Source organism: Pseudomonas sp. GD03862 (assembly GCF_029840855.1).
In the GTDB taxonomy this organism is placed as follows: domain Bacteria; phylum Pseudomonadota; class Gammaproteobacteria; order Pseudomonadales; family Pseudomonadaceae; genus Aquipseudomonas; species Aquipseudomonas alloputida.
In genome coordinates this window covers 173,745-186,294 of record NZ_JAOCDI010000003.1, presented here as the reverse complement: position 1 = coordinate 186,294, position 12,550 = coordinate 173,745, and the positions used below count along the sequence as shown (strand labels likewise).

Annotated in this window: 9 protein-coding genes; 3 read left to right on the top strand and 6 right to left on the bottom strand. The window is 63.9% G+C overall.

Annotation, left to right across the window (positions count from 1 at the left end):
• Window positions 1-93: 93 nt before the first annotated feature.
• The 3 genes from N5D53_RS03665 to N5D53_RS03655 form a co-directional block, all read right to left on the bottom strand.
• Window positions 94-672, bottom strand: coding sequence for a YceI family protein (locus N5D53_RS03665; protein ID WP_020191536.1), 579 nt, complete (start codon window positions 670-672; stop codon window positions 94-96).
• 32 nt (window positions 673-704) lie between these two features.
• Window positions 705-1,256, bottom strand: a complete 552-nt coding sequence (locus N5D53_RS03660) for a cytochrome b (protein ID WP_104962680.1) — start codon at window positions 1,254-1,256, stop codon at window positions 705-707.
• A 196-nt stretch (window positions 1,257-1,452) separates the two neighbouring features.
• Window positions 1,453-3,321 (bottom strand): flavin monoamine oxidase family protein, encoded by a 1,869-nt coding sequence (locus N5D53_RS03655; RefSeq protein ID WP_190869880.1) that lies wholly within the window; start codon window positions 3,319-3,321, stop codon window positions 1,453-1,455.
• A 209-nt stretch (window positions 3,322-3,530) separates the two neighbouring features.
• Between N5D53_RS03655 and N5D53_RS03650 the strand changes: the two genes are divergently transcribed.
• From N5D53_RS03650 to N5D53_RS03640, 3 genes are all read left to right on the top strand, one after another.
• Window positions 3,531-4,022 (top strand): hypothetical protein, encoded by a 492-nt coding sequence (locus tag N5D53_RS03650; RefSeq protein ID WP_104962682.1) that lies wholly within the window; start codon window positions 3,531-3,533, stop codon window positions 4,020-4,022.
• 79 nt (window positions 4,023-4,101) lie between these two features.
• Entirely contained in the window at window positions 4,102-5,508 is a 1,407-nt protein-coding gene (locus N5D53_RS03645) for an adenosylmethionine--8-amino-7-oxononanoate transaminase (RefSeq protein ID WP_010955554.1), read from the top strand.
• Window positions 5,509-5,656: 148 nt separating this feature from the next.
• Window positions 5,657-6,376: a 16S rRNA (uracil(1498)-N(3))-methyltransferase gene (locus tag N5D53_RS03640; RefSeq protein WP_104962683.1), complete on the top strand. Its 720-nt coding sequence runs from the start codon at window positions 5,657-5,659 to the stop codon at window positions 6,374-6,376.
• Here N5D53_RS03640 and N5D53_RS03635 read toward each other — a convergent pair whose 3' ends face one another.
• The 3 genes from N5D53_RS03635 to N5D53_RS03625 form a co-directional block, all read right to left on the bottom strand.
• Window positions 6,377-6,994, bottom strand: a complete 618-nt coding sequence (locus N5D53_RS03635) for a hemolysin III family protein (protein ID WP_014754668.1) — start codon at window positions 6,992-6,994, stop codon at window positions 6,377-6,379. It lies immediately after the preceding gene.
• A gap of 140 nt (window positions 6,995-7,134) precedes the next feature.
• Window positions 7,135-7,608: a chemotaxis protein CheW gene (locus N5D53_RS03630; RefSeq protein WP_003249336.1), complete on the bottom strand. Its 474-nt coding sequence runs from the start codon at window positions 7,606-7,608 to the stop codon at window positions 7,135-7,137.
• Window positions 7,601-12,541, bottom strand: a complete 4,941-nt coding sequence (locus tag N5D53_RS03625) for an Hpt domain-containing protein (RefSeq protein ID WP_266022061.1) — start codon at window positions 12,539-12,541, stop codon at window positions 7,601-7,603. Before N5D53_RS03625 ends, N5D53_RS03630 begins: the two co-directional genes overlap by 8 nt.
• Window positions 12,542-12,550: the final 9 nt, after the last annotated feature.

Here is a 12,550-nt window from a genome sequence, read left to right as displayed (position 1 = left end):
CGCGCCTGCAGAGAATTTCTTGATCTCTGCGGGCGCGGCCTTGTGTCGTGATAGGGCCGCAAAGCGGCCCCCTCGGTTTTCAGCTGGCAGAAATTACTTCTGCTTCACACCTTCGACACTGATATCCAGGTCCAGGGTCTGCGAGGTAGCACCTGGGCCTTTGATGCCGAAGTCGTTCAGGTTCAGCGTCGTGGTGGCGTTGAAGCCTGCGCGCTCACCACCCCATGGGTCCTTGCCTTCACCGTTGAAGGTAGCCTTGAACGTCACCGGTTTGGTGACACCGTGCATGGTCAGGTCGCCAGTCACGTCAGCCGTCTTGTCGCCAGTCGACTTGACGCTGGTGGAGACGAATTTGGCGTCCGGGTACTTCTTCACGTCGAGGAAATCGGCGCTGGCGATGTGCTTGTCACGCTCGGCGTGGTTCGACCACAGGCTGGCAGTTTTCAAGTCGACGCTGATCTTGCTGGCTTCAGGCTTGGCACTGTCCCAGGTGAAGCTGCCGTCGAAATCCTTGAAAGTACCGTGGATGAAGCTGTAGCCCAGGTGGCTGATTTTCCAGTCAACGAACGCGTGCTGGCCTTCCTTGTCGATCTTGTACTCGGCAGCCATGGCCTGGCCAGCAGAGAGCAGAGCGGTACCGAGCGCCAGAGCGGCAAAAGTCTTTTTCAACATCCTGTTCCTTCCTGTGTAATTGAGGTTGAGAGTCAAGCTTTGCGGCCCAGCATGCGAGTCAGGGTCGCGTCACGGTCGATGAAATGATGCTTGAGCGCGGCAAGGGCATGCAGCACGGCAAAAATCACCAGCCCCCAAGCCAGCCACAAATGAACCACACCCGCCACATCTGCCTGGTCAGGCAGGTCGCTGATCAGTGCCGGCACTTCGAACAGGCCGAACACCGGAATGCCGACGCCGTCGGCGGTGGAAATCAGGTAACCGGCAACCATCACCGCAAACAGCCCAAGGTACAGGGCCAGGTGGCCCAGCGTGGCCGCCAGGCGTGTGACCGCACCATGGTTGGTTGGTGCCGGTGGTGGCGGGCTGATGAAACGCCAGACTACCCGCAGCAGCATCACCGCCAGCAGCACCAGGCCGATGCTCTTGTGCAAGTCCGGGCCAGCTTTGCGCCAAGGGCTGTAGTAGTCCAGGCCGACCATCCACAAGCCCAGGCCGAACAGGCCGAAAACTGCCAGCGCCACGCCCCAGTGCAGGATGATGCTGACCACGCCGTAGCGAGAAGGTGAATTGCGCAGTTGCATGTTGCGTGTTTCCCCGTGAAAGCTATGCACAGACTAACGCGTAACGTATCGAAGAAAAGCGGAAAAAATTGCTTTGGATTATCGAGGAATCCGATATTTATTCTGTTAGCTGACCATTAAGAAAACATTAACGATAGTAGGAGAGTTGGGGTTGCAGTGCCGGCCCTCAGGCGAACAGGCCGGCACTGTCGATCGATCAGCCCGCCTTGGCCTGGGTATTGGTTACAGGCTTCTTCGCAGGCTCCGACTTGGCTGTCGCCTTCTTCGTCTCGGCAGGCTTGTGGGCTGGCTTGTGCGCGGGCGCATGCTTGGCGGGAGCGGCTTTGGTTGCCGCAGGCTTGGCAGCCGTTTCCTTGGCCACAGGCGCAGGCGCTGCAGGAGCCGGAGCCGCCTGTGGAGCGGGCGCAGGTGCAGGCGCCACTTCCTCAGCCTTGGCAATTGGCTCAACCTTCGCCTCTGGCGCTTGCGCCCCGCCAAACAGGCGCTTGAAGAAGCCTGGCTTGTCCTGCTTGTCCTGCTTGGCCTCTTCGGCCTGCTTAGGCTCAGCTTTGGCCGGCGCCTTGTCAGCTTTGTCGCCCTTGTCGGACGAACCGCCGAACATATTGGAGAAGAACCCGCCCTTGCTCTCCTTGGCGGCCACCGCACCTGCCGCCGCCGCAACCGGCAGCGCCTTGGCCGGGTCGAACGACTTGCCGGCCAACAGGTCCTGTGCCTGGCTGGCCGCACGCTGGCCACTGCGCAGGGCGCCTTCCAGGGTGCCCGGGTACAGGGCATCCGTGTGCTCACCGGCAAAGGTCATGCGCTGCACCGGACGTTCCCACAGGCGCCAGTATTTACTGATCTGCCCTGGGCCGTAGGCCAGGTAGGCACCACCCGTGCCAGCATCAGCACTGTATCGCTTGACCTCGTAACCGGTGAACGCGCCACGGGCCTGGGGGTAGAACGCATGCAGACGGATCAGCACCTGGTCGACCATCTGCTTTTCACCAAAGGCCTGCAGCAGGCGAGCGTTATCGCCGGACAGGTTGATCACCACATTGGCACCACCCTTGAGCGCCGGCTCGACCCACAGCATGCCGAGGCCGGCGTTACTGTAGATTTCGCCCGACATGCGTGCACGGCTTTCCCAAACGGGCTTCTTGAACTTGAGCATGATCTGGTCGCGCCAACCATAGTTGGTGCCCTTGAGCGCCGCCAGGTGCTGGCTGTCCAGGCCAGGGGTCATCTGAATCTTGGCCAGTGCGCGCAGGGGCACAGCCATGACCAGATAATCCGCCTTGTAGCCGACGCTGCCGACTTTTACCGTGACACCATCCTTGTCCTGGACAATGGCGGTAACCGGCGAGTTGGTCTTGATGGTTTTCAGCTGCTTGACGAAAGCCTGGGCCAGCACCGGGCTGCCACCGGGCAGGCGCGCAGCGCGCAGGTCGCGGTCGCTGACGCCGCGGTAGACGCGGTTCTGCTGGGCGAAGTACAGCAGCGACAGGCGCGACGGTTCATCGTAGCGGGTGCGGATCTGCTGATTGATCAACTGACGGGCGGTGGCCGGCAGTTGCAGTTTGTCCAGCCAGGTGGAGACGTTGATCTGGTCGAGGGCGAACAGCGTGCTGGTTGCCTGCGGGTTCAGCGGGTCATCGATCGAGCGGGCCAGGTCATCGAGGGTTTTCTCGTAACGCTTGAGCGCCTCGGCAGTGGCCGGTTGCTTGGTGGCCAGGTCGCTGGCGCTGAAGTACTCGCCGTCGATCAGGTAACCCGGGGTACGCACGAACTCGGGCGCCGACAGTGTTTCAAGCTTGAAACGGTCGAGGTACTGGTTGAGCACCGGCTGTGCCTTGGCGTTGCCGATCCACTCGCTGGTGGCCAGGCCCGAACGCCCGCCCATGCCCGCCTTGGCCTCCAGCAGGGTCACCTGCCAGCCTTTGTTCTGCAGCTCGTAGGCTGCCGTCAGGCCTGCCAGGCCACCCCCCACGACAATCGCCGTGGGCGTCTTGTCTTTTGCCAGCGCAGCGCCGCTGGACACACCAATCAATACCAACGCGCACAGGCGCACCCAAGCAGCAGCCATGTCGGCGAACTCCGAGTCAGAGGTTACAGAAACGGGGAGAGGCAGGAATGCCCCAGGAAGATGCGTTAAGAATACGTCAGGTCCGAGCACCCTGCCAGCGCAGTGACATCAAGTCCTTTTGGCAACTGACATTTTTGCCAGTAGCCATGTCACAGGGTGGTAGGCGAAGCTGGCGAAGATGGCAAAAAGCCCGCCAGGAGGGCCTGCGCATGATCTTCGAGGAGCGCTTCAACCAAGTGGAGCGGCAGCTTCTGTTACACAGGCAGACACTTCGCACAGCCTCAGGCCTGAGCTTCCACGCCAGCAGCACGTCCTGGACCGGCTTTCACGAAGCCTTCAAGGGCGAGGACGGTACCGAGCTGGTCATTGGCGAACACAGCGAAATTTCCATTGCTTTCGCTCAAGAGGTCGAGTCCCTGCGGCTGGAGTACTACGTAGTCAGCGACTTTCTGGGCGAAGACCTGCACATGTTGTTCGATGCCGAGAACATCGACTATGACCTGGTTGCGCCATCCCCCCGCATTTTCTACTGGCTCACCCTCGAAGGTAGCGGCTTCCGGGACGCTCGCCCGGGCCCGATCGCTACACACCCCTACTACCAGGTGATTGACGGCCCCTTTCGGCGCCTGACCATCTCCACCTCGCACGCCGGCACCGTGCATATCCGCAAGCTCGAATGGACCGGCACCCACCGCCATTGAACGGCAGCGGTTGTCCTGCCCTGCGGCATTGCTTAGGCTTACGCGGTCGAACCAAGCCGCAAAGCCAGGAGAAGTGCCCATGGGCCTCAATGATCAGTGGATGCAACGCGACCTCAAGGTCCTGTGGCACCCCTGTACCCAGATGAAAGACCACGAGCAGCTGCCGCTGATTCCTATCAAGCGCGGCGAAGGCGTGTGGCTGGAAGACTTCGAGGGCAAACGCTACCTGGATGCGGTGAGCAGCTGGTGGGTCAACGTGTTCGGCCATGCCAACCCGCGCATCAACCAGCGCATCAAGGACCAGGTCGACCAGCTCGAGCACGTGATCCTGGCCGGTTTCAGTCATCAGCCAGTGATCGAGCTGTCCGAACGCCTGGTCGCCATGACCCCGGCCGGTCTCGACCGGGTGTTCTATGCCGACAATGGCTCGTCGTGCATCGAAGTGGCGCTGAAAATGAGCTTCCACTACTGGCAGAACATCGGCAAACCGGACAAGAAGCGCTTCGTCACCCTGACCAACAGCTACCACGGCGAAACCATTGCCGCCATGTCGGTTGGTGATGTGCCGCTGTTCACCGAAACCTACAAGGCGCTGCTGCTCGACACCCTCAAGGTGCCAAGCCCTGACTGCTACCTGCGCCCGGAGGGCATGAGCTGGGAGGAGCACTCGCGCAACATGTTCCAGGCCATGGAGCAGACCCTGGCCGAACACCACGCCTCGATCAGCGCCGTGATCGTCGAGCCGCTGATCCAGGGTGCCGGTGGCATGCGCATGTACCACCCGGTGTACCTCAAGCTGTTGCGCGAGGCCTGCGACCGTTACGACGTGCACCTTATCCACGATGAGATCGCCGTGGGCTTCGGCCGTACCGGCACGATGTTCGCCTGCGAGCAAGCCGGCATCCGCCCGGATTTCCTGTGCCTGTCCAAGGCCCTCACCGGCGGCTACCTGCCGCTGGCCGCCTGCCTGACCACCGACAAGGTGTATCAGGCGTTCTATGACGATTACCCGACACTGCGCGCATTCCTGCACTCGCACAGCTACACCGGCAACCCGCTGGCGTGCGCTGCAGCGCTGGCGACCCTGGATATCTTCGAGCAGGACAACGTGATCGAGGCCAACAAGGCCCTGGCCACGCGCATGGCCACAGCCACTGCACACCTGGCCGATCATGCTCACGTTGCCGAAATACGCCAGACTGGCATGGCCCTGGCCATCGAAATGGTGCAAGACAAGGCAGGCAAGCTTGCCTATCCCTGGCAGGAGCGCCGTGGCCTGAAGGTGTTCGAGCACGCCCTGACCCGCGGCGCCCTGCTGCGACCGCTGGGCAGCGTGGTGTACTTCCTGCCGCCGTACGTGATCACCCCCGAGCAGATCGACTTCCTTGCCGAAGTGGCCAGCGAAGGCATCGATATCGCCACCCGCGACAGCGTCAGTGTCGCAGTGCCGGCCAACTTCCACCCCGACTTCCGCGACCCGGGCTAGGCCCGGCAATTCGCCACACCACTTTTCCTGTGGGAGCGTGCGAGCCCGCGAACAAGGGCGAAGCCCTTGCCAGGCACCGCGGCGCCTGATTCGCGGGCACGCCCGCTCCCACAGGGGATCTGCGTCTCTCTATTTACCGAGCAAACCCATGAGACTGTCCCGCTTCTTCATCGACGCCCCCCTGAGCCTTGGCGAGCACGACCTGCCCGAGGCCCAGGCCCATTACATTGGCCGCGTGCTGCGCATGGCACCCGGCGACGCCGTGCAGCTGTTCGATGGCAGCGGCCAGGAATACCGTGGTCAGTTGCTCGAGGTGGGCAAGAAAACTGTCCGCGTCAGCCTTGACCAGGCCTTTGCCGGCCAGGCCGATTCACCGCTGCATGTGCACCTGGGCCAGGGCCTTTCCCGTGGCGAGCGCATGGACTGGGCGATCCAGAAGGCCACCGAGCTTGGTGCCAACGAAATCACCCCGATCGTCAGCGAGCGCTGCGAAGTACGCCTGAAAGATGAGCGCGCCGACAAGCGCCTGGCCCACTGGCGCCAAGTGGCGATCAGCGCCTGTGAACAATGCGGGCGTTCTACCTTGCCCGTCATCCACCCACCCGTGACCCTGGCTGAATGGTTGAGCAGCACCAAGGCTGACCTGAAGCTGGTCCTGCACCCGGTGGCCGAGCCGCTCACCAGCCATGAAAAGCCCGCCACCCTGGCCTTCGTGATCGGCCCCGAAGGCGGCCTTAGCGAAGCCGAGGTCGAGCAGGCCAAAGCCGCCGGTTTCCACGCAGCACGCCTTGGGCCGCGCGTGCTGCGCACCGAGACCGCGCCGGTGGTGGCGATGTCGGTGGCACAGCAGTTGTGGGGCGATTTTTAACTAGCGCACGTAGAACGACACCGCCACGAAGTGCATCAGGCTGCCAGCGATGACGAACAGGTGCCAGATGCCATGCCAGTGGCGGAAGCGGCTGTCGAAGGCGAAGAAGATGATGCCGACGGTGTAGAACACGCCGCCGGCAGCCAGCCAGGCGAAGCCGGCCGTGCCCAGCGAGTTCAGCAGTGGCTTGACTGCCACCAGCACGATCCAGCCCATTACCGCATAGATGATGATCGAAAGGATCCGCGCCTCGGAGCGCGGCTTGATCTCTTGCAACATGCCGATGATCGCCAGCCCCCAGACCACGCCGAACAGGCTCCATCCCCAAGGGCCGCGCAGGCTGACCAGGCAAAACGGCGTGTAGCTGCCGGCAATCAGCAGATAGATCGACAGGTGGTCGAGCTTGCGCATGATCACTTTCGCCCGCCCACGGGTGCTGTGGTACAGGGTGGAAATGCTGTACAGCAACAGCAGCGTGCCGCCGTAGATGGAGAAGCTGACGATCTTCCACGGGTCGCCTTGCAGGCCCGCGGCCACGATCAGCCAGATGGCACCAATAGCAGCGAGGACGGCACCGACCAGGTGGGTCCAGGCGTTGAAGCGTTCACCGTAATACATGCAAACACAGACCTCCTGAGGTGGGCTGGGTTCCTGTTGTGATGCTGATGACCCCTTCGCGGGTAAACCCGCTCCTACAACGGAGCGCGCAGCCATTGTAGGAGCGGGTTTACCCGCGAAGAGGCCCTGCGCCTCACATCCTAACCAAGGTCAGGTTGCAGATCCGCGTCACGCACCAGCCTTTCCAATGCGACCAGGTCCGGCACCCGCGCCACCTGCTCACCCACCTGCACCGCCGCCAGCTCCAACCTGCCCAGCGCCACATCCACGTAGTTAAGCTGACTGTCGAGCTTGCACGAGCGCGGAATGTCCTGCAGCAACAGCGCCAGGTAGCGCAAACCGGTATCGCCCAACGCATTGAGCACCACCACGCGAGCCCGCTCGCCGCACGGCGTCTCACCACCGCACGCGGCCTCGAAACCGATCAACGGCAGGCGTTGCTGACGCCAGTCGATCCACCCCAGGTGCCAGGCGGGGTCGCCGTGTTGGCACACCAGGTTACGCTGACCGCTCAACTCGGCCACCGCCACGTTGGGCAACACCAGCGTGCGGTCGCCCAACGGCAGCAACAGCCCGGTCAGGCTGCTGCGCTGGCCGGAAATCAGTTCAAGCATGGGCCTGGCTCCAATGGGCGATGCTCTGCAACAGCAGCGATTCCTGGTACGGCTTGCCCAGGTATTCGTTGACGCCGATGGCCATGGCGCGGTCCCGGTGCTTCTGGCCGGTGCGCGAGGTGATCATGATGATCGGCAAGTCTTTCAGCCGTGCGTCACGGCGGATGCGTGTGGCCACCTCGAAGCCGTCCATGCGCGGCATTTCGATGTCCAGCAACAACACGTCAGGCCGGTGCTCTTCCAGCAGGGCCATGGCATCGACACCATCCTTGGCCGTAAGCACGCTCATACCGTGGCGCTCCAGCAGGCGGCTGGTTACCTTGCGTACGGTTACCGAATCGTCCACCACCATCACCAGCAAGGCACGGCGCGGTGCCGGGCCAAGCAACTGGCGTTGGCTACCGCCACCAGGCAAGCGGGCCAGCCGTCGCTGCTGGCCGCGCAGCTGGCCCAGCAGGTCAAGAATCAGCACCACCCGGCCATCGCCCAGCAGTGTCGCCCCCGATAACCCGGCAACCGCGGCAAACTGCGGCCCCAGGCTTTTCACCACGATCTCGCGGCTGGGCGACAGGCTGTCGGCCTGGATGGCGAACGACTGCTCCTTGGAATGCACCAGCAGCACCGGCAACGGCACGCTCTGCCCCAGCAGCGCGGGGCGCGGCAGGCCTTGCAGCAACTCGCCCAGATAGCGCAGCTCGTATTCGTGGCCGGCATAGACATAGCGCGGCGAGTCCAGCTGGTAGCACGCCGCAAGCTCGGCAGGTGGCACGCGGACGATGCCCTCGATGGTATTGAGCGGAATGGCGTATTGCTCTTCGCCCAGGTGCACCATCAGCGCACGGTTGATCGACACGGTGAACGGCAGGCGGATCAGGAAACGCGCCCCCTTGCCCTGCGCCGACTCGATACTCATCGAGCCACCCAGTTGCTTGACCTCCTCGTGCACCACATCCATGCCCAGCCCGCGCCCGGAAATCTGGGTGATCTTTTCGGCGGTGGAAAAGCCTGGCCGCAGGATGAACTGCAGGATCTCGTGGTCACTCAACTGCGCCTGCGGGTCCAGCAGGCCGCGCTTGATGGCCTTGCGCCGCACCGCCTCCAGGGGCACGCCGGCACCATCATCCGTCATTTCGATGACGATATCGGCGCCCTCATGCAGCAAATTCAGATGGATGGTGCCCTGCTCCGGCTTGCCGGCGGCCAGGCGCATTGCGCGGCTTTCCAGGCCGTGGTCAACGGCGTTGCGCAGCATATGCTCCAGCGGCGCCACCATACGTTCCAGCACGCTGCGGTCCAGTTCGCCCTCGGCATTGCCAACCACCAGTTCCACCTGCTTGCCCAGCTCGCTGGCCACCTGCCGCACCACGCGCTGCAAGCGCGGCACCAGGCGCTCGAACGGCACCATCAGGGTGGCCGTCAGGCCCTCCTGCAACTGGCTGTTCACCCGTGCCTGCTGTTGCAGCAGGCTGTAGGCCTCCTGAGCGCGCTGAGCCAGGGTCTCCTTCAGGTCGAGCAGGTCCGAGGCAGACTCGAAGAGGGCCCGTGACAGCTGCTGCAGCTGGGAGTGGCGGTCCATTTCCAGCGGGTCGAAGTCGTCATAGGCATCGCCTTCGAACTGCTGCCGGCTGGAGATTCGCCCCTGGGTCTCGACATCCAGACGCAGCAACTGATCACGCATGCGCTCGAGTGTGGTTTCCATCTCGTTGAGGGCGAACTGCGCGTCGTTGACCTGCTGCTCGATGCGCCCCCGGATGATCGAGTGCTCGCCGGCCAGGTTACCCAGGTCGTCGAGCAGCTCGGCGTCGACCTTGACCATGTCACCCGGTGCCCGCTCTGGCGCTGCTGCCGGTACTTCGGCGGTGGCAGCTTCTGGCGGCCCCTGGCCCGCGGCACTGTCTGTCAGTGCGGCGCTGCTGAAGTTGCGAATGTAGTCGATCAGCGCTGTAGCGGCATGCAGCGGCTGCCCCAGGCGCACAGCGTCAAGCATATGCGCCAGCCGGTCGTGGCAGTTTTGCAGCAGTGCGAACAGTGGCGCGCTTGGCGGCAATCTACCCGCAGCCAACAGCTCATAGAGGAACTCCAGTTCGTGGGCCAGGTCGCCGATCGGGGTAATTTCGACCATGCGCGCCACGCCCTTGAGGGTGTGCAGGTCGCGCATCAGGTTGTCCACCTCGACGCTGCTGCGCGGGTCGGCCTGCCAGCGCGCCAGGGCCGCCGCGGCGCTCTCGACGATGTCCGAGCTTTCTTCCAGGAACACTTCCAGCAGCTCTTCGCCGGGGCTTTCCGGCTCCTCGGCAAGCGGCTCGGCCACCTGCGGTTGCAACGGCGGGCGTGGCAACCCCAAGGTATCGGACAGGTCCATGTCCGGGTGCAGTGGTGTGACCGTATCGATGCCCACCAGGCCGGTGGCATCTGGCGCCAAGGCCTGGTCCAGCAGGTTGCGCAGGCTGTCGACCAGCTCCGGGCGCGGTGGAATATCCTGCCCGGCCGCCACTTCGTCCAGCATGTCCAGCAAGGCTTCATGGGCCCGCTGCGCCTGGCTGAAGAAGCGGGCATCGGCAGGCAGGCTGCCCTCCTCCACAGCGCCATACAGGTCCAGCAACGCCTCGCACACGTCATCCATCTGCCACAGGTCGGCCAGGTGCGCGGCGTGCCCCAGGGTGGTCATCTGGTCGAGCAGGTTATCCAGTGCGTCGCGCTGGGCGGGCTGTTGCTGCCAGCGCGACAACAACGTCTCTGCATCGAGCAGGATGTCCATGGCCTGGGCCAGGAAGCTGGCGACCAACTGCGGATCACGCTTGCTGCGGCCGGCATGGTGCGGGTCTTCATGCAGGCTGGCCAGGCGGCGGTCCACGGCCTGGCCAACCTGCTCGATCAGTTCCGCGGCACCGGGGATGGCGGCCAGGGGCGTGCTATCGAGTTGCGCCAAGCCCAGATGGAACAACGACCGCGCAGCCTCCAGCCATTCCATTTCGGCCATTTGCAGTGGCAGTTGATGGCCCTTGTACTCACGGGCCAGGCGGTCGAAGGCAGTGGCCAGTTCGGCCACCGGCATCACACCGGCCATGGCGGCACTGCCTTTGAGTGTGTGCAAGGCACGCTGCAAGTCATCGCTGACCGGCGTGTCGTGGCCACCGGTGTTTTGCAGATAAACCTCAAGGCTGGCCAGATGGCCCTGCGCCTCGCTGCGAAAAATACCCAGCAACTGCGGATCGAGGCCATCGACACCGGCAGCCGCCGGGGCATCGTTTTCGGCCAGGCTGTGCAGATGCCCGGCCAATTGCTCGATTTCAGTCAGTTGCGGCAACTGGCCGGCGGCAAAGTCGGCCAGCAGGTCAGGCAGGTGAACGAACACCTGCTGCAGCGCTACAACCCCTTCCGGGCTGAGCACGCTGCGGCCCTCGAGCACCCGGTTCAGCAGGTGCTCGGCGCCCCAGGCCAGTTCAGCCACCGCCTCGGCATGCACCATGCGGCCGCTGCCTTTGAGTGTATGCAGCGCGCGACGCACTTCGCCCAGTGCCTCGCGCTGCTGGTTGTCGGCACGCCAGCGCAGCCAGTGGCGCTCGATTTCCGGCAGCAGCTCACCCGCTTCATCAAGGAACACCTCGCGAAGCTCGTCATCGATGCCGTCGCCACTGCCGTCCAGGTCTGCGCTGGCCCCGACCACCGCGCACTGCACACCCAGCGCCGCCAGGCTGGCCCGTGCCATCTCGATAAAGGGTTGGCCATCGGCCAGCGGGTCTGCCGTCCGCCATTGCAGGTAGCATTCGGCAGCGCTCAGTGCCTCGGCCAAGTGCGTCAGCTCATCAATCGGCGGCTCTTCCTCCTGGTGCTGCAACCAACGCTGCACATAGCTTGCGCAGCCGACAAACAGCTCGGCCACGGCCGGCAGCATCAACATGGCCAATGCCCCGCGGATCTGCTGTAACAGCCCCGGCAAGGGCTGCAGGCGTTGCCGCGGCCAGTCGGACTCCAGGTAATCGCCGATCAGATCCTTGGCCTGCTGCAACACGTTCAGCGATTCATTCAGCACCAGCTGGCGTATTTCGGCCAGGTCCGAGCCCGGCAGGCTGCCTTGGCCGTTTTCCTCCAAAGGACCGACCATGCCGTTCAGGGAGGCCTCCACGTACAGCAGGGCCCCCGCCACATCCATCAACACCGCGTCGTCCACCGCCCGCTCGCCCTGAGCCAATGCCTGCAACGCCAGCACCTGGTCGATGATCACCCGCCGCGGTTGCTGAAAGCCCAGTACCGCCAGGGTGTCAGCCACGTGGCGCAACGGCGCCAACAGCGCATCGAGCTGTTCGCGGTGCTGACGGTCGCCGCGCCCGAACTGGTCCAGGCGCTCCTTGATGCGCATCAAGTCATCGCACAGTGCAGTCACCACCGAACGCAGCGCATCGCGCCCCGACCCGGCCTGCAGTTGGTCACGCCAGTTGCCCAGCGACAGGTCGAGGTTGGCAAGGTCATCGTCACCCGCGAAGCGTTGGGCGGCGCCGGTCATCAGGCTGGCCTGAGCCAGCGGTTCCTCCCCCCGGCAGGCGCGCAGCTGGTTGAGCAACGGCAGCATCACCAGTGGCAGGTCATGGCGAGCACCGCGCAACCGCTCCAGGTACGAGGGCAACTGCTCCAGGCCGCGGAACAATGCACCCAGGCAATCACCCCGGGGGCTGACCTGGCCGTCGGCCAACGCCCTGGCAAACAGCTCCAGCTCCTCCGCCAGGCGCGTGGCGCCGCGCAGTTCGAGCATGCGCAGGCAGCCGTGCACCTGGTGCAGGTTGTCGACCACGAAAGCCATCATCGACAGGTCACCCGTCTCGCCGGCAAAGCGCTCCAGCGCCTGCCGTGCCTGGCCCAGGCAATCGAGGATGGCGGCCTTGGTCCAGGCCAGCGCCACTGTTTCGTGACGCTCGGGGCTTACTGCAGAAGCCATGGTCACTAT